Genomic DNA, 24,931 nt, shown 5'->3' with positions numbered 1-24,931 from the left:
AGTCCAAAAATAAGATGATTCCCTTCTTTAAAAAATCTATTGAGATAAATTAAATCTTAATTGTCCACCAAAGGCTGTAGAAGCTCGCTTAAATGCAGTGGTTACACGTGGATCATTGATAGTTCGGTCAAAATAAATAGTCAGATTCAGGTTTTGGTTGATGACATAGCCAATCGTCGGTCTGATCTGAATGTTCAAGTTTCCATTTGTGACAGTGCTGCTCTCTTCAATTTTTCTTTGCACCTGTCTCGTGTCCACAACTTTCATATCCATTCTTAGCGTCAAATCATTTTTGAGGATAGTTTCTCTTCCCTGTATTTTAAATGGAATCTTCATTCCTGATTTGATATAGCCTATGTTGATACCAAAATCATTGGAACGCTGCTCTGTGACTTGCGCGTTGGAGAAGTTCAAACCTAAATTCCGCTCCTTATTATAGTTGACTGTAATATTCAATCTGTTTTTGGTTAGCAAGTCAACTCCAATCAATGGAGCAAATCTTTCTGAAAGCACTACCTGATTGAGGACATAGATTGGGATAAATAGTCCTTCATCATTGATCTCGTTAGGTAATCTGGTTTGCTGTAAACTGTTAAATAATTCCAGTCCTTGTTGGTATTGCAATGAATTGGAGAAATTGCTGGCATCATAAGTAGAGGCATAGCCGTGGGAAATATTTATGCTGCTGAAAATATCACTCAGGCCTTTCAGTCTTGACAAACCGGTATAATTGACTCTCCAGTTAGGGACAGGGATTTTCGGGAATGGATTCAAATCAAACTCATTTGGATCTTTTCCTTTATAGGCAGCCAAGAAAGATGGTACTAGTACATCCTGACCATTAATTCCATACTCTCCGGCAGCAGGATTGGCAGCATCCAGTCTGGATTTGAAAATAGCTCTATTGGATTCGAACTGACTGAAAATAGCTGAGTTGTTTCGCTCATCATCTCTTGCGAAGCTAGTCCCAAGAAGTATAGTAGTCACAGAATAAGACTGCATGTTTCTGGTAGGACTAATAGATAAATATTCACCCGGATTCTCCATGGAGTTCCTGAATATTTCTTGGTAATCCCCAACTTCCCGTTTATCAGCATTCAGTGTAATCGTGAAATCCCGAACAGGCCTTACCAAAGCCCCAAATCTCATGTTTACGGCTCTATTTTGCCTGAAAGGTTGGGTTAACTCGGCGCTTGGAGCCATGACTCCCCGCATGGCTAATTCTGTTCTGATTCTAGGATCTTGGCTTCCAAAGAGGAAGGCTAACCCAGGATTGGTAAAGGCCCTGTCCATTCCCAATAATCCTGTATTGGGAAGATAACCTGGGAGGAAGGTTCCTTCAATCACCCCATAATTGAAAGTTACTTCCTTCACCATCATTAGTAACTTCAATATTTTATTGGTAAAAGGGGTTCCAATCGTATCCTCAGCATTGACAGTATTTCTGCCAGGTATGCTCGGTCTCGCAGGAGCGTTCAGCGCTGAAAGCTTTTTGTTTTTGTTGTAAAGTCGTACTAAATCCAATTTCCCGTTGATAGTTTGCTCACGGGTATTTTGAATAGTATTTCCCAAGGTATCTCTTTGGCCTATGGCTCCAGTAAGCCAAGAATAAGTGGTATTGTATCGGTAATCTGAGCGCACCCAATCTAGAGCAGGTATCTTCGAGAATGGAATGGTGTAGTTTAGATTGACCGTATGATTATAATTCGTCCTTCTTCCAAAATTCCAAAAATTGGTTCGGACTGAGTCTATCTTTTCCTGTGTGTCCAAATCTCCCTGGGGTTCATCGATGACAGCCATCACAGTGCCGGTATAATCCACCCTTAGATTTTTGGTCAAATCCCAATTCAACGTGTAGAACCTATTCATGAAAAATGACTTTTGGAATAAAGGATCCACACCACTGGTACTCAATTGATCATTTCTGTATTGTGATCTCAGGAATCTTCTATCTACATCCAGCCTTGCAAGTATCAGACTTGGGGAAAGGTTCAGATTGAAATCTTTGATCAATGATAAGTAAGGTTTGTTGAGAGCTCCTGAGCTTTTGAAAGGCTCGAAATTCAGAGGCTTGGGTGAATAAGAATAGGTAACATTTCCCCTGTTCGTTTTGAAATCGTATTGCTGTATTTGTGCGTTGGTTTGAGATACCATTCCTACAGCGTAGGAAAAGGAGAAATTACTGATATCATAAAAACGTGCCGGAGCCTCAGGATTGGATTTGAGTTTTCGGACATTATTGAAACTTATATTTTTTCGAATTAATTGATCCAAAGCAATTTGCCTGTATTCATCCCGTTCATCATCAGTTTCAAATTTCCTCAGTGCCAATTCAAATGGCACATCAGGATTTAATGGGTCATATTCAGGTCGGGTGGTTGAATTTTCCACACTGAAATACATAGGAATGCTGACTCCCAATTGCTCTGGAAGTAGCTTGTCTACATTGACATTGGTGGAAATATCGTATTGAGTAGTAGCCTGTCTAGCTCTTTGAGAAAGACGGGTTTCCAGCCCTCCAAAGCCAATGCTATTATGTCTTATGGATGCCGAAACCACGGCCAAGTCAGCAATTTTGGCATTGATATAAGCATTGGCAGCCCAGCCATTAGATTTGGTAAATCCTGTTACTCTCAATTCATTTGCCCAAATACAAACACTTCTACTTCCTCCCACTCCGGTACCTGGATTTCTCACCCCAATCATGCTGCCTTGGGTTTGATTCAGTTCAGGTCGACCTACCACAGTCACTTTATATTGCCTTACTGTTTTAGAGTAGGGGAGATTGAGCGGAACTCTCATATTATCCCGCTCAATTTTTACGTCCACGATTTCTTGAATGGCAATGTCAATCTCGTTTTCCAGTGGCCAAATCTGCCTTGGATCTCTCGTTCCCTTTGGAGTAATGATCAAAGGGACTTCTATCTCATAATAGTTATCTGTATAATCTGTTCCAATTCTCAGGAATGCCGTCAATTCACCATCCAAAGCATCTTCACTATCCGCGTGGAAGAACATTTTGATTCGCTCAAACTGAACCAAATCCAAAGTGACATTTTTAAATACTGCACGGGCATCTCGGGCTGCTAAATCTTCCACGCAAACTCTCAAAGACTGCTCATTCAATCTTCTCTCCACAGTGGAAGTATTGTCTCTGTCTCTGACAATTCCTGGAGGAAGTACATAAGGGCTTTGGGTATCACTTCCCTGCGAATTTTCCTCAATCCCTACCACATCCACAGTGACATTGGAATTGTCTGGCTCAGGAATTTCAAAAAATCCTCTCTCAAAAAGAGATTCCTGGAATACCCTCCATTGACTTCCAATCATTCTAAAATTAGCCATACGAAGTACAACTGGCTGACTAAACCCTGTCAAATAGGTACGCATCCATCGAATAGACTTGAATCCTGTGATATCACCCTGTGTGCGGTCAGGCTGGCGAACCGGAATTCTAAAGAGATACCAATTCACAGTTTCTCCAGCCTCAGTATGGGTTACTTTGTCTACGATATAGTTTTGACCTACTTCCAGATTTCCTGGTCTTAAGTCTATTTCGTACTCGTAATAATTTTCAAGTTCGTTGATGGTATTATCGGTATTTAAATCCTCATTGTCAGGATTATTGGATCCTGAAGGGGTGTAAGGTAAATTTTGGTTGGCGGTAACTGGAGAGTTTCCTTCCATACCATTAAATTTCTTGTAACGCTCCAGGATTTTGACATTGTTTTGGTCAAACTGCTCGTCCAAATAGTACTGAAAAAGATCTCCGGAAACGTCCTGTCTGATTTGATTCAAAGCCTGTGGAGTTACGCTCAACCTATCCAAAAACCTGGATTGGAAAAATGCGGCTTCATCTTCATTCTTTAAGCCATCCAATCCTACATCCTGATTTTGTCTGGCTGTTTCAGAGTTATCAAATGCCGGAAGCAAAAACTGTTTTCTTGTAATTCTTCCCCATTCATTAATTCGGGTTTCTGAAGGATCTCCATCTGCAGGCAATCCATTTTCAAAGGCATGGCTTCCATCTTTCATGATGTCCTCAGAAATATCACCCAAATTCAGGAATAGCTTTCCTCCCGTGGTGTTATTGGTATTGAAAATTCCATCCAGAACTCGTCCATTTTCACCTTGAATAAATGGGTCCAAAAGCCAGAATTCCACATATTCTATATTGGTTCTATCAAAATCCACTTCCGTGGTAATGGCTCTCGTTACCCCTCCGTAATTCAGTTCCGGATTAGGTAAAAGTCCATCTGCAGTTAAGTTAGGGTTGTAATTATACATCCCTCTTTCACTTGGAAAATAGGCCATTTCAAAAAGCGGCTCAGGTGTGATGATCACATCTCTATCCTGTTGAGGGAAAATTTCCTGAGGAACTACTCTTCTGACATAGTGGTTTCGGCGATCTTCCCGAGTGATGTTGGAAGGGACTCCCGGTCCATTTTCTCTGTAGAAAATATTGTCAATATTATACCAAGCCACTCTTGCTCTTCTATAAGCAGCTCCGAGATTATCTTCAGTTTGATTGCTTAAATCAAATCTATTGTCCGGAGTGGCAGGAGTGGAGGCTAGCTTCCAGTTTTGGTTCGCTGCGCCACCCAAATTGAATGGAGTGATTGCTGCTTCGAAATCGTCAATATATGATGCTTGTTCTCCATTGACTCTGTTGGAAGTGCCTGGAATTAAATGCGCAAACTCACCACTGATCTGAACCAAGGATGTTTCTTTGGTATCAGTAAATGGCAATGCATCAGCCAGCTTGGTCAAGAATCTTGACTCATCGGAGAAATTTGCATCCAATCCCCAAAGGCTATTCCTCAGAGTCTCATTACCGGTAGCTATTCTGGTGACATTAGGCCTCTCATTCAGATAAAGGAATGTACCGCCAACATTGAACTTGTCATTAAATAGGTAATCCAAACGGGTACCTAACAAACTTCGTGTCTGGAATGAAACCAAATCTGCCTTTTCAAAGCTGATATTTAATTGCTTTCCGGATTCTAAAATCGCATTATTGATAATGACAAGTCGACCTACATTGTAATCAATTGTAAAGTCCACTCCCTCGGTTAGAGGAATATTACCAGCCATGACAATGACTGATCCAGGAGAAATATTCAGTCCTGGTAACTGAATTTCACTGGCCGAACCTGCAGTCAATCTACCTTTGATAAAGTATTTATTCAGTCTAGTAACTAGCTCGGCATCTGCTTGGGTGGTAGCGTAAAGCGTATCGTAAACATACTTTTCTCTCAAAACCGCCTCACTCGGAAGGAATTGGGAGGCAAGATTGGAGCCGAAAGGTTCCAGTTTGGGGAATATCAAAAGTCCCCGACTGGAAATCATCGTTAGTCCTTCTACAAAATCAAAGTTTCCATCTGGAGCCGGGTCATTTTGTGGATTGAGATTATCTAAGCCAGTCAATCGAATCAGCGGGACATCTTTTACATTTTGGCCTTCTAAAAGGGAAGGGTTGTCCAAGCCTGTTCTATCATCTCTATAGATCACCTGAAGTTGGAAGCCATCTCTCAAAATTTGACTGGCATTGAGACTATAGACGTTTTTCATCATCAAATCCCAGGTTGGAACTCGGGTATTGATTCTTGCAGGTCTTAATAATTTGAGGAAAATCAACTCATCTTCCTGCCTGTTCTGATAATCTTCCGTTAGTTCTCCGACTTTGTATACCTGACCATTATAGGTGTATTCGTAAGAAACAGCCAAGACTTCGTCATTTTGAAGTCTTCTAAAAAGTGAGATATAACCTAATTGAGGATTGAAAAAATACTCTGATTGTTCCAGTCTTCTGGCTCCGTTGATTTGCTCGAAGTCAACACCTTTTCTCAGCCCCAATGAACTTTCAATAGCTCGTGAACCTGTATCAAAAGGTCTAAAGGATGGGTTGTTTGCAATATTTTCAAAAAGCTGATTAGCTCTGTTTCCTGCCGGAGCATTAGGGTCTCCCGGGCCTACGTTTGGATTATTTGGGTTCAAAAGCCTGCGTCCTTCGCCTAGATCCATGAAAGCAGCGAAATTCCTCAGGGTTTCAGTATTGGCTGCCCGGTTCATGATATACACCTCAATTCTGGTAATATTCACTCCCGATAAGACCTGAGGCAATCCTCTCAGCCAGCGCTCATAATTATCTCTAAAAAAGTGAGAAAGGAAAAAGTGTCGGTTTTCATCATAGCGGGAAGCCTGAATTTCAAAGGATCTCCCCTGACCATTTGCATCGATCACCAAATTATCCCTCCGTCCTCTTTGAGTGGATGCCACAGCAGTGACGTTTAGCCTACCAAATTGCATTTGGGTTTTAACACCAAATAGATTTTGAGCTCCCTGAATTAGTCTATTTTGAACCGGCATAGAAACGTTACCGATTTCTATGGACTGAATGATATCTTCTTCAAAGCCGTTGAACTCTAATTTCATTTGATTTTGGAAATCAAAGGAATTGTTTGAGTCAAAGTTTGCGGCGATTTTCATTTTTTCACCCAAAGAGCCATTGACAGCCATTTGAATTTGTTGATCAAAATTGAATCCCCCATTACGCTGCTGCCTGATTGGAAGTGTAGGGTTATCTATTCTTCTGAATATGGCTCCAAAATCCAGATTGACGTAACCTGTAGGAGTGATGTTGATTTCACTGCCACCAAAAATTCGGTCAAAGTTAGGACTTACTGTCAGGGGAGGTATCAATCCTCTTCCTTCTACAGCACTTTCTCCATCTCCACCTCTAGCACGGCTTCTCCAATAATCTTGTCTGACTTTATATTCCTGAATTTTTGAGAATTGGTCAAAATCGTACTCTTGTTCATTCCCAACACGGGTACTGTCAAGTTCATCTACAATATTATATCTCAGGGTAGAGTCAATTTTGACCTCTACATTTTGATCAATGATGGGGCTCGGTAAAAAAGGAGAGGAGGGACGTAAATAAGGGTTCCTACTGGGGAATAAAGGATTGGTCCTCATGTTTTGCCAAAGCAAAAACGAGGGAGACATTCGTCTCTTGTTGAGTGAGTCGATTCGAGTCTGTGTCGTGTCGGCCTCTGTTTGTTGGGCCTGAGTGGGTGATAAACTCAGAAACAATCCAAACAGGATGAAGCAAACAGGCCAACTGCCTCGAGACCTTCCCCTGCAAAAAGTCAGTATCCTCCGAAAGTTCAATCCAAGTTTAAATTATGTGGTCTTTAAAGATGCTTTAATTAAATCTTCTAAAGAAATTTCTCCAGTGGTTTTTTTGAGCACCTGAGTGATATTTTTCTCCGCAGCCGCTTTTGGAAAACCTAAAGTAATTAAGGCTTGTAACGCCTCCTCACGTAATTTATTGCTTGATTTTAAAAATCCCAAAGAACTAGTAGAAACATCTGATCCGGATTTGCTGACTTTGTCTTTCAACTCAAGAATAATCCGCTGAGCGGTCTTAGCACCAATTCCTTTGACATGTTGAATGGTAGCAACATCACCAGCTAAAATTGCCTGTTCGATTTCTTCGGAGCTCAAAGATGACAGAATCATTAAGCCGGTATTTGGACCTACTCCATTGATAGAAATCAGCAATAAAAAAAGACGCTTTTCATCCTCTTCTTTAAATCCGTAGAGGGTATGAGCGTCTTCTTTAATATGTAAAAAGGTGAGGAGCCTGATTTGCTCCTCATCCTTGATTTTACTGTATGTCTGAAGGGAAATTTTGACGTGATATCCAATTCCTCCTACGTCAATGATCACATAGGTAGGGTCTTTGAAAACCAGTTTTCCTCTCAAATAATCTATCATGGTCTACCTGCAATTTGTGCATCCACTACTGCTATAGCCACCATGTTGACTATCTCTCGGATGGAACTACCTAACTGTAGAATATGTACAGGCTTGTTCATACCCAACAAAATCGGCCCAATTGCTTCAGCATTTCCTAGTTCAGCCAAAAGCTTGTATGCGATATTTCCAGATCCCAAATCTGGGAAAATCAGGGTATTGGCCTTTTTGTTGATCAATTGGGAGAATGGATAAACATCTCTTTGGATCTCTTCATTCAAAGCCACGTTTGCCTGCATTTCACCTTCTATGATCAAGCCTGGGAATCTTTGTTTTGCCATGGCTGTTGCTTTTGCCATTTTCTCAGCGATTTCTCCTTTAGCTGAACCAAAATTGGAGTATGATAAAACAGCAACTCTAGGCTCAATATTGAAGAATCGAACCGCGTCTGCAGTCAATCCAATGATTTCCACCAATTCTTCCGCTGTTGGATTCAGGTTTACTGTTGCATCCGCAAAGAAGTAAGGGCCTTTATCGGTATTCATGATATACATACCGGCGACTCTCTTGGTTTTGTCCTTAACTCCAATTGTATGAAGTGATGGAAGAATGGTTTTTGGATAATCTCTAGTCAAACCTGAGATGAATGCATCCGCCAAACCAGTTTCCACCATCATGGCACCAAAGTAGTTTCTTTGAGTTACCAGTCTGGAAGCGTCAGCCAAGGTCATACCTTTTCTCTGACGTTTTTTATATAGAATATCAGCAAACTGAGAAAGTTTCTCGCTTTCCTCCAATGGATCAATGATGGTTACATTTTGCAGATCTAATGAGTTTTCCTCGATCAAAGTCAAGATTTTAGCTCTGTTACCAAGCAATATCGGGTTGGCTATTTTCTCATCCCGAATGATCTGGGCAGCCTTCAATATTTTGCGGTTATCGGCTTCTGCGAATACGACTTTCTTAGGATCTTTCTTAGCTCTGGAAATAACCACTGACATCAATCTCTGATCGATACCAATTCTTTCCTGTAGTTCCAGTTCGTAAGCAGCCCAATCTTTAATTGGATTCTTAGCAACTCCTGAGTCCATTGCCGCCTTAGCTACTGCCGGTGCAATAGTGGTGATTAGTCTTGGATCAAGTGGTTTTGGAATCAAATAGAATCGACCAAACCCTAGTTTACTTTCACCATAAGCCTTGTTCACGATATCTGGAACTGGCTCCTTCGCCAACTTGGCGATTGCTTTAGCAGCTGCCAATTTCATTTCTTCATTGATGGCGGTGGACCTTACATCCAAGGCTCCTCTGAAGATATATGGGAATCCCAATACGTTATTTACCTGATTAGGATGGTCAGATCGGCCAGTAGCCATGATCACATCCTCTCTAGCTTCAATTGCCAAATCATAGGCAATTTCCGGATCAGGGTTGGCTAGCGCAAATACAATTGGATTTGCTGCCATCAATTTGATTTGGTCCTGGGATACAATATTACCTGCCGAAAGACCTAAAAATACATCTGCTCCTGCGAGTGCGTCACTCAAAGTGCGCAAGTCTCTATGGGTAGCAAATTCTTTTTTGATATCATCCAATTCTGGTCTATCCTGACGGATTACACCTTCTTTGTCACACATCACCAAGTTTTCACGCTTCACGCCCAATGACATGTAGAATCGGGTACAGGAAACAGCTGATGCTCCAGCACCATTTACCACCAACTTGATTTCGGAAATATCTTTTTCAACTATTTCCAAAGCGTTGAGAAGTGCAGCTCCGGAAATAATTGCTGTTCCATGCTGATCATCGTGCATGACAGGAATGTTCATTTCCCGCTTAAGAGTCTGCTCGATTTCAAAGCATTCAGGAGCCTTGATATCTTCCAGGTTGACTCCCCCGAAAGTAGGCTCTAAGGATCGGATAATTTCGATTAATTTTTTTGGATCCTTTTCATTGATCTCTATGTCAAAAACGTCAATTCCTGCGAATTTTTTAAAAAGAACGCCTTTTCCTTCCATTACCGGTTTGGAAGCCTCTGGCCCAATATCTCCCAATCCCAGCACCGCAGTACCGTTTGAGATGACAGCGACAAGATTTCCTTTAGCCGTGTATTTGTAGACATTTTCTACATCAGCCTCAATTTCCTTACATGGTTCAGCTACTCCTGGAGAATAAGCCAAAGCCAAGTCCATTTGACTGGAAAGGGGTTTGGACGGGATTACTTCAATTTTCCCGGGAGAACCTTGAGTGTGATAATTTAGTGCGTCCTCCTTGCGAATTTTAATTGCCATATAAGCCGAATTATTTGGGTTTTAGGCCCCTTGATCCGGAATCCAGCTTACATCTGTATTGAGCAAAATGGTTTCAATTTCACGAAGGGCGTCCCGATGAACTTCATTGGGATAAAATACAAAGCCTTCAATGTAGTATAATTTACCCTTTTTCTCATCAACCATGAGATAACCCAGGTAAGAACCGCCCATACTGATGTTGTTGGTCTTCCAAGAAGCCCTTATTTCGGTGGTAAAATTATCATTTATCACCATGTTTCGGAAAGCTGGAACGATTTGTTTTTCAGTTACTACATAAGAGGTAGGATCGTCAGGATCGCCAAAAATATGATTTCTTGCTACTGAGTCTCTGATTTTCAGGATGTTTTCCGGAAAAGTCTGCTCTTCTGAGACATAATCTTCTACATGAAAAAACAGGCTGATATCTGCACGATTGGCGGTAGGGGTTGGCTGTCTTACCCATAAAAAGTTAGGAACAGACTTGGCAACTTGGTAAGAAGCGGGAATATTGATCTGTATCCCTAAGTTTTTCTCTGCCTCTGCATTGGCAGCTGTATTTTTTCTGGCTAGGATGATTTTTTCCAATCTGCCTCTTTCTCTTACCTCGAAAAGGTTCTGTAATCTATCTCCGTTCTTTTTTAGATTTTTTACCAGTTGCTCTTCCGTATTTCCAAAAAGGTATAATACCTCCTGACCAACTGCATATTCATCCTCAACTCTTAAGGAATATAATGAAGGGTCATTCAGGGCCTTTTCTTTGGACTCTTTTGAAAACTGAGCATTGATTACCTGAGAAGATGAGCCTCTATCATCAAAAGTGGTTACATAAATGAGGTTAGTGGACATTTTGAGCATTCTGGTCATTGCTCGTGGATCCACGGTGTTTACTTTGAACTTGCTCTCAGATCTTACCATGCCTGGCAAGTCTGCCTCAAAAATGTCTTTTAATGCATCTCCAACAGGTCCTGCATACTTGGCAGAATCTATTACTAAGATGATTTCCCCGATAGAACCCCGGGCTTTAGGTTTGGTACTGTTGGAATTGCTTCCTTCGCTTGAGCAGGAAATCAATAAAGTTCCTAGCAAAAGAATTCCTATAATTTGTGAAAGGGTTTTCATTCAGATTTGGTTTGATTCTTGGGAGATTCAAAATAAATACTTTCCAATCGGAAACCTGAATGCAAGCCCATCTTTTGGCCTTTGTTAAAAAAAATTAACAGTTTCCGGAGCTTTCAAGCCCCTGATATCAAAATTGTATTATCCGATGATAAGTTTTTGACCTGGCTTGATATTGTTTGAATTCAAATTATTCAGGCGTTTGAGCTGCTCCACTGTTAGGTTTGCATGTCTCTTAGAAATAATCCAAAGGGAATCTCCTGGCTGCACTGTGTAAGTTCTTTGTCCATTTGAATTGGTACTTGCCTGTGCTATTCCTCCTGAGTTGGAAACCGAAGAGGTGTAGAGTGTAAGGGTTTGTCCGACGCGGATCAAGTTGCCGGAAATCCCATTCCAAGCTCGGATTTGAGAAACTGTCACACCATGTCTACTGGCAATTGTTCCTAAAACATCTCCAGATCTTACTCGATAGGTAATTCCATTTCTCTGGATTTCCTCTGCTATAGATTCCACAGACTGTACTATAAGTTTATCTCCAGCGGCCAAATCTAGGGGTGCATTACCCAAAGAATCACTGATCCAAGCCAGATTTTCCTTTACAAAAAGGGCTTTCGATTTTGGGATTCGGATCGCCATGCTTCTATTGGCTTCCGGAATTTGTCTGGTTTTGATGGAAGGATTCAACTTCTCCAAATCAGGGATACAGAGGTTGGTCAATTCAGCCAGCTTATCCAGTGTCATTACCCGATCAAACCTGATTTTTTCATATGCAGGGGAGTAGGTAGGCTCTTCAAGATGAAAGTTATGTTCTTCCAAATGATTTAAGATGTACAGCATAGCCTGAAACTGCGGTACGTATCCGCGGGTTTCTCTTGGTAGGTAATTGTAAATTTCCCAGAATGTCTTTTTTCCTCCTGATCGTCTGATGGCTTTTCTTACATTGCCGGGACCACAATTGTAAGCAGCCATGGCTACTTCCCAATCTCCAAACATTCTATACAAGGACTTCAAGTATTTTGCCGCCGCATCAGTGGACATTTCAGGATCCATGCGATCATCCACATAAGGATTGACATCCATTCCATACATTCTTCCAGTGGCTGGCATAAATTGCCACAAGCCCATGGCCCCAACCCTAGATCTAATCTGAGGATCCAAACCCGACTCTATGATGGAGAGGTATTTTATTTCTTCAGGCATATCATGCTTGCGCATGGTTGCATCAAAAAGTGGGAAAAAGAGATCTTTTCTGGCCAAAACCATTTTGGTGTAATCTCTATTTCTAACCGTGAAATATTGGATAAATGAAAAAATTCTATCATTCAGCTCAAAAGGCATATCGGTTTTCATTGCCTTAATTCGCTTATCTATCTGATCGTATGTGAAGTCAGGAATGTATTCATAATGATAATTTGGCTGCACATCATCTTCTGAAAAGGGAGCAGCAGCAATAAGCTCATCGTCCTGTGAATAAGCATTTGTCAGGAAAATCAAACAAGAAAAAACTGAAAGTGTGATTGTTCTGAACAAAGTCTTTTTCATCATGAGAATGGGTTTAGTCGGTTAATTGAGTTAGATAATTACTAAATGCATAAAGCTCCGCTTCTTTAAACGAATTTGCAATGACTTGTAGTCCAATTGGCATGCCATTTTTATCTCTTCCATTTGGAATGGAGATAGCCGGAACACCTGACACGGATGCTTGCACAGTAAATAAGTCTTCTAAATACATGGCAACAGGATCATCACTATGCTCACCAAATTTGAAAGCAGTAGATGGCGTAGTCGGCAACAAAATATAATCAAAATCCTGCAAAAGATTTTCAGTATATTCTTTAATTAATCTTCTGACTTTCTGTGCTTTAGTGAAGTACGCATCATAATAACTGGCGCTGAGGACAAAAGTTCCCAACATGATCCGTCTTTTCACTTCTTCCCCGAATCCCTCCGTTCTGGTCAGTTTATACATGCTTTCCAAATTATGAGCATTGGGACTGCGGTAACCGTATTTTACCCCATCAAAACGGGAAAGATTGGAGCTGGCTTCTGCTGTGGTTAAAATGTAATAAGTAGGAAGAATGTAGTCTAGCAAAGGGAAGCTAACCTCTTCTACCTCATGACCTTCTTCCCTAAGTTGATCCAGTACTTTGAGAGTTTGCTCTTTAATTTCCGGCTGTAGTGCAGGTGACTCAATAGTCTCTTTCAGGTAAGCTACTTTAGCCTTTTTCTCGAAATGTAATAATTGAGAGTAAGGGAAAATTGGTTTTCTCGAGGAGGTATTATCAAACTCATCATGGCCGGCAATGACCTCCATGATCAGGGCATTGTCTTTTACAGACTTTGAAAAAATACCAATTGTATCGAAAGAGGAGGCATAAGCAATCAAACCCCATCTTGAAATTCTGGAATAGGTAGGCTTCATGCCTATAACTCCTGTGAATGCTGCAGGTTGACGAACGGAACCGCCGGTATCTGTTCCCAGTGAAGCTGTGCATAAATTCGCCTGTACAGCTACTGCAGACCCCCCTGAGGATCCTCCCGGTACGCGGGATTCGTCTTGAGCATTAAGAACTTTGCCATGGACAGAGTTTTCATTGGAACTTCCCATTCCAAATTCATCACAATTGAGACGGCCTATGATGATGGCGTCTTCCTGTATGAGTCTCTGAACTGCTGTGGAGGTGAATTGGGCTTCGAAGCCCTTGAGTATTGCTGAGGAAGCGTTGGATTCATGTCCTTCATAGCACAATACATCTTTGATACCAATTACCATCCCAGCAAGTTTCCCCGCTTTTCCTAAGGCAATTTTCTCATCGATTTGCTTGGCTTTTTCTAAAGAGGATTGCTCATAAACTTCGACGAAGGCGTTGAGATGCGCCTTCGTCTGAATGTTTTGTAAATAATGACCGACAATCGTCTGACAATCAGTCTCTTTTTTATCGAGCGATTTTTTGATTTCCTCGAATGAAATGAATCGTTCCAAAGCTTATTGGCTTAAGGGATTACTTTTTCTTGTCTTTCAGTCCCTCTTCGAGATCGTTTTGAATATCCTTGGTAGCATCTTTGAATTCTCTGATTCCGCGGCCTAGGCCTCTTGCTAATTCAGGGATTCTTTTTGCTCCAAATAATAGGAGAATGACCAAGATGATCAAAATGATCGAGCCACCGCCCATGTTTTGAATAAAACCCAATGTTGTCATGATTAATTTGTTTAGGGTAAATGTGGTCACAAAGATATAACTGTCATCGGCTTAGACAAAGAAGCTTTGCGACTCTATGAATCTTTTTCTTGAATATACGAATTTTATAGCTATTTCGATGTGATCCAGGTGGCTGGATCCATTTTTTGAAGACCTTTCCAAGTCTGGAAATGAACTTCAGCTTCGCCGTTTGCATCCGTAGCAACAGTACCAATTACGTCTTTTGCTTTGACAGTTTGACCTGATTTTACAGAAACGGACTTAAGCTTGCTATATAAGGTATAATACTCTCCGTGCTTGATCAATACCGTTTCCCCATAGCCCGGCATGGAGGCTACTTTGGCTACTGTTCCATCGAATACCGTTCTCACATTAGAGTTGGGTTGGGTACGAATGTTCAATCCATCACTCGGCACTGTGATACCTTTCAAAGTCGGGTGTGGATTATCACCAAATGTCTGGGTTACAAACCCTGTTTCTACAGGCCATGGAAGTCTGCCTTTATTTCCTGCAAAAGAACTGGAAAGCGCAGCTACTTCCGGAGTCATCGGCATGCTGCTTCCAGCTGATTTGGTGGCTTTACTGTTTTCTTTTCTGGCAGCAGCTTCTGCAAGACGGATTTCATCCTCAATTGCCTTTCTGATCATGGATTCCAACTGCTGTTGCTGCTTTTTGGTAGCAGTTATCTGCCTCTTAATGGAAGTTTCTTTCCTGGTCAGTGTATTGACCATGGTCTGCTGTTCCTTTCGGAGTTCCTCTAGTTTGGCTCTTTCCAACCTTTCCTCAGCCAATACTTTTTCCTTGTCTGACTTTCTCAGATCTAATTCAACTCTGATTTCCGCCAGTTCTGCTGCTACTTTTTGAATTTGTTCGGCCTGTTGTTTTCTGCTATCAGAATATTGCTTGAGGTATTTCAATCGCATATACAGTTGATTGAAACTTGAGGAACTAAAAACGAAAGCTACAATGGATAAGCTTCTATTCAACTTGGAAGCATTGTAGACCATTCTTCCATATTCGGCTTTAAGGTCTTTGAGTTGCTGTTCTAAGCTGGCAATTCTGCTTTCTGTGGTGGAGATTTCTTGATTCAGGAGTTTTACTTCCCGGTCTAGTGTATTGACCAAGCGGTTTTGGGTCTGAAACTGCTGCGTGATCGCGTTTAGCTCCCCAATCGTATTCTTTTTAGTAGCTGCGGTTTGCTTAAGAATTGCATCAAACTCCCGCAATTTGGCCTGAACTTCGGCTTTTTCCCTTTCCAATTCCTCCCGGGTTTTGCTCGTTTGAGCAAGAGCCTCCATTGAGAAAAAGGCTAAAAGAACAAGAGTAATTACTACAACGAACTGCTGACGCATGCTGATTCTAAAATCTAAATGGGAAACTCAAAGGTTCTGACTGTGGGTTGATGGACACCCATTCCAAATTAATGATGGTGTTCTGACTTCCTTCCGGAAGCTTGTAAGCCAATTTATAAAGCACTTCCGATGGAAAAGCCTGACCATTTACATCCTGAAAAGAAGCATAGCTAGCCAGTAAACTTCCCCTGTCATCCAAGGAATTGCTGACCAATTCAGAAACCTTTGCGACATTCACGTCCACCTTGCTAAAGTAGCGGACCTGTTCTCGTACCTGAGTTAACTCAAAGGACTTTCCAACTCGAACTAATCGATCCTGGTAATCAAAAGGATGAGGGGGATTTGCCCAAAACATGTTTTGAAATAAATCCAGTGATAGACTCAGTCCGTAGAAATTTTCAAATTCCGCGAAAGTCAAATTAATATCTTCCTTTCCGATTCGGTCTTTGATCTGAATTTTATCATTGGTAATCAATCCCCGAACTGCTTCCATGCCCATTCCCGGAGAAATTGTAAACCAAAGCACACTGTCCTTTTTTGCTCTCAAGCTTAAAGTACCCCGGGTGATTTTTCCGGATTCTTCTTCAATGATGACCTTTGCCTTGGCATTGATAAAATCATATTCAGCATAGGATGGAGCGAATTCACTCATTTTTCCATCTGACTCAAAAGGGATGACCTTTTTGGAACAGGCATTCAAAAAAATCACTGCCATTCCCAGAAAAAAGATTTTCAAAAGTCTACTCATGGTATTTTCCTTCTTTTATTTTCAAAGGTAATTTTTCAGAAGCCTCCGGACTGTCGGCTGCTTTTTTCCAAAATGAAATCGCTTCGTTTTTGTCTCCTAAATGGTAGAGAATATCTCCATAATGCTCCAACATAACTCCGCTAGGCTTGCTTTCGAATTCTAAGGCTTGAGCCATGTATTTCTTAGCTCCCTCATAATCCCCTAATTGAAACAATACCCATGCGTACGTATCCAAAAAAGTGCCATTGTCTGGAAATTTCTTAATTACTTTTTCAGACATGGTCTTGGCCTTTTCCAAATCCTTTTTTTCCAAAGAGAGAAAATAGGCGTAATTATTTAGGACTTGTTCATCATTGGGGTTGAGCACTAAGGCTTTTTCAAAAAACTGAAATGCTGAATCCTTTTTCCCAAGGTTATAAAGGGAGCTAGCCAAAGAGCCAAAAGCTACCTGATCCAATTGAGGATTTTTGTTGGCATTAAGTTCAATAGCTTTATTTAGAGATTCAACGGCAGCAGAATCTTTTTTCACAGCAGATTTCACTATCCCATCGTAAAACCAGAATTCAGGATTTTTAGGGAATTCATCCACACCCATAGTAGTGTATTTTTCTGCCTCCCGGAAATCCGGGTTTTCTCCAAAAGAACCTAGGATGATTTGCTCAAGGAGTTTGGCATTCTTTGCGTTGAGATCTAAGGAGCGCTTAAAGTAATTTCTTGCTTCTTCCTGCTTTCCGTTTTTTGCCTCTCTTTCTCCCAAAGCTTCAAATATTGCAGCGTTTGCGGGCTCTGTTTTGATCATAAAACCAGCTAAGCTATCAAGCAAGATTTCTCTTTCAGGAGTTTTGAATTCATTGAGGATAGAAACGAAAGCCCTGGATTTTACTTCAGGATCCAAGTCTGGACTGGCAAATGCGCGAATGAGATATTCATTTGATTTTTGAATCTGACCTTTCTCTTTTAACAAAGAATGGGCAGCCATTTGTAATTCTGGCTGATTGGGATATTTGCTGATTTCCTCATTGACCAGATTTAGCGCATCATCTACCAGATTGTTATTGTAAAGAATTTCTACCAAGCCTAAGACATAATTTGGATTTCCTGGTCTGGCTTCGATTAGACGTTCTCCTTCTTCTATTGCCTTTGCTAAATTGTTGTTTCTGAGGTAGATTCTTTGTTTTTGAACCGTTATTGGCTCCATGATTCCATAATATTCCTCAGCTCTGTCCAATACTACCAATGCTTTGTCGAATTCACCGGCATTCAATAGAATGGAGGCTAAATCCAGGTTGTACTGCTGGTTGCTCTCCCCATCGGCAGTCAGCCTGTCCAAGATATCAGCAGCTTTTAAAGGTTGCTTAAGGTTGGTGTAGATTTCAGCAACCATCAAGGCATAGTACTTATTTTCATCGTCCAGTTCCACAGCCTTGAGAGCAAATGGAAGAGCCTTTTCTGGCTGATTCGCTCTGGTGTAAACCTCTGCAATTTTATAGTTGATTGCAGGTTCATCCGGACTCAATTCCTCGGATTTTTGCAGGTAAAAAAAGGCTTTCTCCAAATCACCCAGATTCATCTGCTTGGTGCCTTCGATAAAATATCTACTGGCCAAAGCTTCGTTTTTTTGCTGCTTGCGCTCTTTTTTGGAGAGCTTTTGCTGGCTAAAGCCATCCCAAGCAAACAGGGATAGGGAAATATATAGAATTAGGAATTTCTTGGAACTCACGGATAATAGGATAATGGGATCAAAACACAAACATAATGCCTTTTACGAAAAGGCTTAAGAGAAAGCGGGTTTTCTCTGGATTTCTCTTGTCAAACAAATTTTTGCAAAAAATGATCCCGAATTTTCTAGCCTCTCCTTTTTACAAGGTTTTTTAACGTTTCTTTTTCCCAAATGAAAATTAAAACTGCAAATGGGATGATGAGTGCATTTTTGATGAAAAAGTCTAAAACCGAATTATCCGTGCTCAGATAGAATCCTCCGTAACTTAAGCCGAAAGCCAATATCAGGTAAAAGAGTCCTTTGCCCGTTTGATAGGGGATGGGGTAATATTTCTGCCCAAAATAAAAGCAAAGAATACACATCAGAAGGTAGCAGAGTAGGGTACTCATTGCTCCGCCCATGTACCCATAAATCGGGACAAAAATCCAAACTACCAAAATGCTGACCAAGGCTCCAGCCAGAGTGATCCAAAAGCTGTACTTGGTTTGATCAGTGACTTTAAACCAAATGGACAAGTTGAAGTAAATGCCCAGCAACAAGTAGCCCATCAATAAAATGGGTACAATAAATAGACCTGCTTCATAACCGGAACTTCGAAGCACCATTGGGCCGAGCCAGAATAAATTCACAGAAATAGCAATCATCAGCAGACTGCAGAAAATTATAAAAGCATGCATCACTTTTGCATAGATGGCCGCAGAGTTTTTGTTTTCTGATTCCCTGAAGAAAAATGGTTCTGCCGCGTATTTAAAAGCCTGAATTACCAGGTTCATTAAGATCGCTAATTTGAAATTCGCTCCAAAAACACCTCCAGCTCCCCGGCTGCTCAATCCAGGGTAGAAATTTTCCGGCAGTATGTATTCAAACAATAATCGGGAAACGAGTTCATTGGTTACTCCAGCCAAACCCATGAAAAGCAAGGGTAGGGCATAATTCCACATGGGTTGAAGTATTGTTTTTTCCAGTCGAAAAGAAAAAAGACCCGCTTTCCACCAAACAAAAGGAATAATCAATCCATTGGCGAAGAGATTGGCAAGCAGAATATATTCCACTCCCCAGTCCAACCTATATCCTAAGAACCCATCGGAAATCAGACCCGATTCGATCCATTGAGGAAATAAGATGATAAGGACAATGTTGAGCGCAACATTGAGAAATATATTGATCAGCTTGGCAGAGGCGAAGGAAATAGCTTTGTTGTCCAACCGAAGTTTGGCAAATGGAATTGCTAAAATTGCATCGAAGGATAAAATCAAGGCAGTCCACCTGAATAAATAGGCTTGCCCGGGATAGTCCATCCAATCAGCTAAGAAAGGAGCCAATAAATAAAGCCCCGAACCCAATAATAAGGTGGATAAAATGAGTAAAGATTGGCTGTTGGAATAAACTCGATGGGAATCAAGATTTTTTCCTGTGGCAAATCGAAAAAAGCTCGTTTCCATTCCGTAAGTGAAAACGATATTCATAAAACCGATTAGCGCATAGATGCTTGTAAATGAACCCAGCGATTCCTTGCTGAGATACTGGGTGTATACGATGATCAGTAAAAAATTAATGGACCGGCCCAAAATGCTGCTCAGTCCATAAATCGCGGTTTGCCCGGCCAGTTTTTTTAAATTACTCATGGGGAGTCAGGGAATTACTCTCCCTTAAACACAGGCTTTCTTTTTTCTAAAAACGCGCTTGTTCCTTCTTTGTAATCGCCTGATTTGACACATCTAGCAAAACTATTTGCCTCAGTTTGGTAGCCATTTTCCTCAGCTAAATAAACTGCATTCACGCAGTCGACGATCATTCCGATTGCCAAAGGAGCTTTAGACATGATTTTACCAATGATTTCTTCGGCTTTGGCCATTGCATCATTTTTGGTTGGGAGCACATGGTTGACAAGTTTGAGGTTCAGGGCCTCGTCTGCACCTATCATATCTCCTGTCATCATCAATTCATTGGCTTTGCCTCTGCCTACCAAAATGGTCATTCTTTGTGTACCTCCGTATCCCGGGATGATTCCCAAGTTCACTTCAGGTTGGCCGAATTTGGCATTGGCAGTAGCAATTCTCATATGACAAGCCATAGCCAATTCACAGCCACCACCCAAGGTATATCCGTTGGTTACGGCGATTACAGGCTTGTGGCAGTTTTCTATCATGGAAAAAATTTCCTGACCGTTTTCCGCAAATTTTCTGGCATTTACCTCATTCAATTCAGCTATTTCGCTGATGTCAGCACCTGCTACGAAGGCCTTTTCTCCAGCGCCCGTCAAGATGACTGCTTTGATGCTTTTATCATCGATGACTTGGTCAAAAATCTCTCTCAACTCTTCCAAGGTGGCAAAGTTGAGGGCATTCATTTTATCCTCTCTATTGATGGTAAGGTAAAGAACTCCTTCTTTTTCCTCGGTCAGAATATTTCGATAATCTCCCATAAATTATTTTTTGAGTAGCAAACAAATATACGAGCAGGGTACTCAATCCCAAATTCCCTTTGGGAAATTTCCTGGCTCAAGATCTGATTCCAAATTGATTTTATGGATATCATCAATCTAATTTAGTCATTTTCAAAGGCCCATCCGCCATTTTTTATTTACTTTTGCACTGGTAAAATAAAAACTAAATCCACAATATATATGTCTTCAAAAAAGAAAATCACCGTAGCCTATGGTGATGGTATTGGGCCAGAAATCATGAAAGCAACACTAAATATCCTGGATGCAGCAGGCGCGCAACTGGAATATGATGTGATTGAAATCGGTGAACAAGTATACTTAAAGGGGATTTCCTCTGGTATGGAACCTAAATCATTTGATTCACTTCGTGAGACCAAGGTATTTTTGAAGTCACCAATCACCACTCCTCAAGGTGGTGGATTTAAGTCCCTGAATGTGACTACCAGAAAGTCATTTGGACTATATGCCAACGTGAGACCTTGTAAGGCATATTCTCCATTTATTAAAACCCACTTCCCAAAAACAGACTTGGTAATCATTCGTGAGAATGAAGAAGATTTGTACGCGGGAATCGAGCATAGACAGACTCAGGAAGTTTACCAAACTTTGAAATTGGTATCTGAGCCGGGTTCAGAGAAAATCATCCGTTACGCTTTTGAATACGCTAAAAAGTATGGCAGAAAGAAAGTGACATGTATGACCAAGGACAATATCATGAAATTGGCCGATGGTCTTTTCCATAAGAAATTTGACGAGGTAGCAAAAGAATACCCTGAGATCCAGACTGAACACAAAATCATCGATATCGGAACAGCTTTGATTGCTGAAAGACCGGAAATTTTTGATGTGATCGTGACTTTGAACTTGTACGGAGATATTATTTCCGACGTAGCAGCTCAGGTTACAGGCTCTGTAGGGCTAGGCGGTTCTGCTAACGTAGGTGAGGAAGTTGCCATGTTCGAAGCGATCCACGGTTCTGCTCCTGATATCGCAGGAATGGGCATCGCAAACCCTTCAGGTTTGTTGAATGGTGCTATCATGATGCTGGTTCACATCGGCCAACCTGAAATTGCTGAAAAGATCTCTAACGCTTGGATGAGAACTCTGGAAGATGGTATCCACACCGGAGATATCTATCAGGAAGGTTTGTCCAGCAAGAAAGCAAGTACTCAGGAGTTTGCTCAGGCGGTAATCGAAAGATTGGGTCAGAAGCCTCAGAAGATGGCTGAAGCTTCTTTCGACAAAGAAGCGACTGAACCAATGAACATCAAGCTAACACCTAAAACCAAGTCAAAGAAAGAATTGATCGGGGTGGACGTATTCATCGATTGGGATGAGGACAACAGAGACCCTAATGTAATTGGAGAAAGATTAAGAAAAGCGAATGCTGACGGTCTTCAGTTGCAATTGATCACCAATAGAGGAGTGAAAGTATTCCCTGAGGGAATGAAGGAAACCTTCTGTACTGATCACTGGAGATGCAGATTTAAAACTGCTGATCAAAGAGTAATTTCTCATGATATAGTGTTGGAATTATTGAAGCAAATCCAAGGATTAGGCTTTGACTTTATCAAAACTGAGCATCTATACACATTTGATGGAGCGAGAGGTTATTCTTTAGCACAAGGAGAATAATCATCATCAAGTACATATTTTAATTTTGAAAGGGGGAGGATTTCTTCCCCTTTCTTTTTGTCCTATAATTTTTCCAAATTCGGATTCCTATGGATCAAAAACTTTCCAAACGAGTTTTAATTATCACCTATTATTGGCCGCCTAGTGCCGGTTCTGGAGTTCAGCGTTGGTTGAAATTTGCCAAGTACCTTCCGGATTCAGGATGGGAACCTGTCATTTTTACTCCCGAAAACCCCGATTTTGATCTGAAAGATGAATTTCTCCTAAAGGAAATCCCAGAATCACTGGAAGTGATGAAGTTTCCGATTTGGGAACCTTATTCCTTACTGGATAAACTCCGGGGAAAGGGGAAAACGCATCCAGCCAGAATCATGGAGCAGAAGAAAAAGGGAATACTGGAAAAGGCCGCAATCTGGTTAAGAGCCAATTTTTTGGTGCCTGATCCTAGAGTTTTTTGGGTAAAGCCATCAGTGAAATTTCTCTCTGAATTAGTCAAGGGAGGGCAGTTTGAGGCAATCATTACGACAGGACCTCCGCATTCCATGCATTTGATTGGGAGAGAATTGAAACGCAAGACCGGAGTTAAATGGGTTGCTGATTTCAGAGACCCATGGTCGGAATGGGAGTTTTTGGATACCATGCCGATGAGCCCAAACATTCGGAAAAAGCACCAAAAGCTGGAAGAGTCTGTTTTGAAAGAAGCAGACGAGGTTTTGACCATTTCGCCTACTTTTCAGAAGGACTTGGAGCGGCTTTCAAAAAGAAAAGTAAGATTACTTACCAATGGATTTGATCCTGCCGATTTACCAAAAGGATTTCAGCCAAAGCAGAAGAAAGAAGGGGAACTTCATTTGGTCTATACTGGAATTATCGACGCGATCAGAAATCCACTTCCTTTATTTAAAGCTTTGAAAGAGGAATTTTCTACCACTGAGGATAAAGTGAAATTTACCTTTGTGGGGAAAGTAAGCGAGCAAGTGAAAAAATTTGTGGAGGCAGACACTTGGCTAAAATCCATTGTGGATTTTGCAGGTTATGTTTCCCATCAAAAGGTATTTGAATTTTATGCTCAAGCAGATGCTTTGGTTTTGATTTTAACCGATACTAAAAATGCCAAAGGGAATATTCCCGGAAAATTATTTGAATATTTAGCGATCGGAGTTCCGGTTTTGGCTTTGGGTGATCCAAAAGGAGATTCGGCAGCAATACTTCAAAATACCGGAATGTCTCAGGTAGTTTCCCATGAGGATCATGTTCAGATACAAATAGCCTTACGGAAATTGATGGATGATAACATGCAGTCTGAATCCGAAGGCATGCCCAATCAATATTCCAGAAAATATCTATCCGCTCAATTAGCAGAGATTTTAGATGAAAATACCCTTTCTTGATTTAAGTAAGATTCCGAATGAAATTCAACTGAAGCTGCAAGAGAAGTTTGCTGAGCTTTTGAAAAGAGGAGTTTATTCTTTCGGTCAAGAGGTGGAGAGTTTTGAATCTAAAGTCAAAGAATTTTTAAATACCTCTCATGCGATAAGCTGTGCCAATGGAACCGACGCTTTGGAATTGGCACTTCGGGCATTGAATATAGGTTCGGGGGATGAGGTGATCCTTCCTGCTATGACTTGGGTAAGTACAGCGGAAGCCGTGATTATGGTAGGGGCTAAACCTGTCTTTTGGGATACGGATGAAAATGGACTCTTGGCTAAGGACTGGACCAAGGCCGTCACCCCAAAAACCAAGGCTGTGATCCCGGTTCATTTATATGGGCAGATGCTGGAGATGAATAATTTGATGGTCAAAGCCAAACACCATCATTTGAAAGTTATTGAAGATGCAGCCCAAGCATTTGGATCTTTCTACGATGGGAGCTTTGCCGGAACTTGGGGGGATGTAGGATGCCTGAGTTTTTATCCTACAAAAAATCTGGGTGCTTTAGGAGAGGCAGGTATGTGTTTATGTCAAGATGCTGGCTTGGCGGAGCGGATAAGGTTGATCAGCAATCACGGGCAACCAGAAAGAGATCAGCATAATTTGGTGGGAAGAAACAGTCGGATGGATACTTTGCAGGCTGCCTTTTTGAGAATTTATCTGGAGGATTTTTTCAAGCATCAGCAATTGAGAAAGGAATTTGCGGGAATTTACTGCGAAGAACTATCAGGTTTACCAGACCTTGAATTGCCTTTTAATTCCCAAGACCCAAGTTCGAATATGCATTTATTTGTGATCAAGTCTCCAAGAAGAGATTCTTTGAAGCAATACTTGGAAGAGCATGGGGTAGGAACAGCTATTCATTATCCTACTATTTTGCCTGATATGGTTCCTTACGAACATCAGGGTAATTATATGAATGCAAGAAAATTAAGTAAAGAATGTCTTTCCTTGCCTTTGAACCCCTGGATGAAAAAAGAGGAGGTTTACAGGGTTTGCAAATTGATTAAAGACTTTTTTTAAAGTAAACCTAAGCAAGATCAACATGCACTGCTCTTTATAATTCCATATTAAAACCTGGTTTTGCCAATTAGTTGAAAATCGGCTTATTATCAGCCTAAAGGATCAGATTCCGGAAGCTTCGGTCTTCGGTCATCTGTCTTCCAGCCAGATCATCAAAGCAAAAATGGCGAATGGAATTATATCGAATAACCAGATAATCTAACCCCGAATC

At 41.1% G+C, this 24,931-nt stretch carries 15 protein-coding genes; 3 read left to right on the top strand and 12 right to left on the bottom strand.

The genetic code is table 11. The features are described from left to right. Positions 1 to 36: 36 nt before the first annotated feature. The 12 genes from sprA to B2906_RS18205 form a co-directional block, all read right to left on the bottom strand. Positions 37 to 6,978, bottom strand: a complete 6,942-nt coding sequence (gene sprA, locus B2906_RS18260; protein ID WP_286942255.1) for a cell surface protein SprA — start codon at positions 6,976 to 6,978, stop codon at positions 37 to 39. Positions 6,979 to 7,185: 207 nt separating this feature from the next. Next, the gene (gene ruvA / locus B2906_RS18255; protein WP_091649564.1) at positions 7,186 to 7,782 is read right to left on the bottom strand and encodes a Holliday junction branch migration protein RuvA; all 597 of its coding nucleotides are present in this window, start codon (positions 7,780 to 7,782) and stop codon (positions 7,186 to 7,188) included. Further along, on the bottom strand, positions 7,779 to 10,049 hold the full coding sequence (locus B2906_RS18250; protein WP_144604245.1) for an NADP-dependent malic enzyme: 2,271 nt from the start codon (positions 10,047 to 10,049) through the stop codon (positions 7,779 to 7,781). The genes ruvA and B2906_RS18250 overlap by 4 nt, the downstream gene beginning before the upstream one ends. 21 nt (positions 10,050 to 10,070) lie before the next feature. Next, positions 10,071 to 11,168, bottom strand: coding sequence for a DUF4837 family protein (locus B2906_RS18245; protein ID WP_091649569.1), 1,098 nt, complete (start codon positions 11,166 to 11,168; stop codon positions 10,071 to 10,073). A 138-nt stretch (positions 11,169 to 11,306) separates the two neighbouring features. Then, positions 11,307 to 12,710 carry a LysM peptidoglycan-binding domain-containing protein gene (locus tag B2906_RS18240; protein WP_286942198.1) on the bottom strand — a complete coding sequence of 468 codons (1,404 nt, stop codon included), beginning with the start codon at positions 12,708 to 12,710 and terminating at the stop codon, positions 11,307 to 11,309. A gap of 10 nt (positions 12,711 to 12,720) precedes the next feature. Then, a complete protein-coding gene (gene gatA, locus B2906_RS18235; RefSeq protein WP_144604246.1) occupies positions 12,721 to 14,148 on the bottom strand; it encodes an Asp-tRNA(Asn)/Glu-tRNA(Gln) amidotransferase subunit GatA in 1,428 nt (475 codons plus the stop codon). A gap of 19 nt (positions 14,149 to 14,167) precedes the next feature. Then, positions 14,168 to 14,365 (bottom strand): twin-arginine translocase TatA/TatE family subunit, encoded by a 198-nt coding sequence (gene tatA, locus B2906_RS18230; protein ID WP_091649576.1) that lies wholly within the window; start codon positions 14,363 to 14,365, stop codon positions 14,168 to 14,170. A 110-nt stretch (positions 14,366 to 14,475) separates the two neighbouring features. After that, on the bottom strand, positions 14,476 to 15,717 hold the full coding sequence (locus tag B2906_RS18225) for a murein hydrolase activator EnvC family protein (RefSeq protein ID WP_144604247.1): 1,242 nt from the start codon (positions 15,715 to 15,717) through the stop codon (positions 14,476 to 14,478). A 7-nt stretch (positions 15,718 to 15,724) separates the two neighbouring features. Further along, positions 15,725 to 16,432 carry a DUF4292 domain-containing protein gene (locus tag B2906_RS18220; RefSeq protein WP_286942189.1) on the bottom strand — a complete coding sequence of 236 codons (708 nt, stop codon included), beginning with the start codon at positions 16,430 to 16,432 and terminating at the stop codon, positions 15,725 to 15,727. Between the two features lie 25 nt (positions 16,433 to 16,457). Next, complete coding sequence (locus tag B2906_RS18215) at positions 16,458 to 18,185, bottom strand: tetratricopeptide repeat protein (RefSeq protein WP_219956491.1); 1,728 nt, start codon at positions 18,183 to 18,185, stop codon at positions 16,458 to 16,460. Positions 18,186 to 18,310: 125 nt separating this feature from the next. Next, the gene (locus B2906_RS18210; protein WP_219956490.1) at positions 18,311 to 19,810 is read right to left on the bottom strand and encodes a lipopolysaccharide biosynthesis protein; all 1,500 of its coding nucleotides are present in this window, start codon (positions 19,808 to 19,810) and stop codon (positions 18,311 to 18,313) included. Positions 19,811 to 19,824: 14 nt separating this feature from the next. Continuing rightward, positions 19,825 to 20,610, bottom strand: a complete 786-nt coding sequence (locus B2906_RS18205; protein WP_219956489.1) for an enoyl-CoA hydratase/isomerase family protein — start codon at positions 20,608 to 20,610, stop codon at positions 19,825 to 19,827. A 201-nt stretch (positions 20,611 to 20,811) separates the two neighbouring features. Between B2906_RS18205 and B2906_RS18200 the strand changes: the two genes are divergently transcribed. The 3 genes from B2906_RS18200 (at position 20,812) to B2906_RS18190 (ending at position 24,720) form a co-directional block, all read left to right on the top strand. Continuing rightward, positions 20,812 to 22,266: an NADP-dependent isocitrate dehydrogenase gene (locus B2906_RS18200; RefSeq protein ID WP_219956488.1), complete on the top strand. Its 1,455-nt coding sequence runs from the start codon at positions 20,812 to 20,814 to the stop codon at positions 22,264 to 22,266. Positions 22,267 to 22,355: 89 nt separating this feature from the next. Continuing rightward, positions 22,356 to 23,657: a glycosyltransferase family 4 protein gene (locus tag B2906_RS18195; protein ID WP_219956487.1), complete on the top strand. Its 1,302-nt coding sequence runs from the start codon at positions 22,356 to 22,358 to the stop codon at positions 23,655 to 23,657. Next, positions 23,638 to 24,720, top strand: a complete 1,083-nt coding sequence (locus B2906_RS18190; protein ID WP_219956486.1) for a DegT/DnrJ/EryC1/StrS family aminotransferase — start codon at positions 23,638 to 23,640, stop codon at positions 24,718 to 24,720. Before B2906_RS18195 ends, B2906_RS18190 begins: the two co-directional genes overlap by 20 nt. The last annotated feature ends 211 nt before the right edge of the window (positions 24,721 to 24,931 follow it).

The sequence above is a fragment of the Algoriphagus sp. UBA3586 genome, from assembly GCF_002376385.1.
GTDB lineage: Bacteria > Bacteroidota > Bacteroidia > Cytophagales > Cyclobacteriaceae > Algoriphagus > Algoriphagus ornithinivorans.
This window is presented reverse-complemented; position numbering and strand designations above follow the sequence as displayed.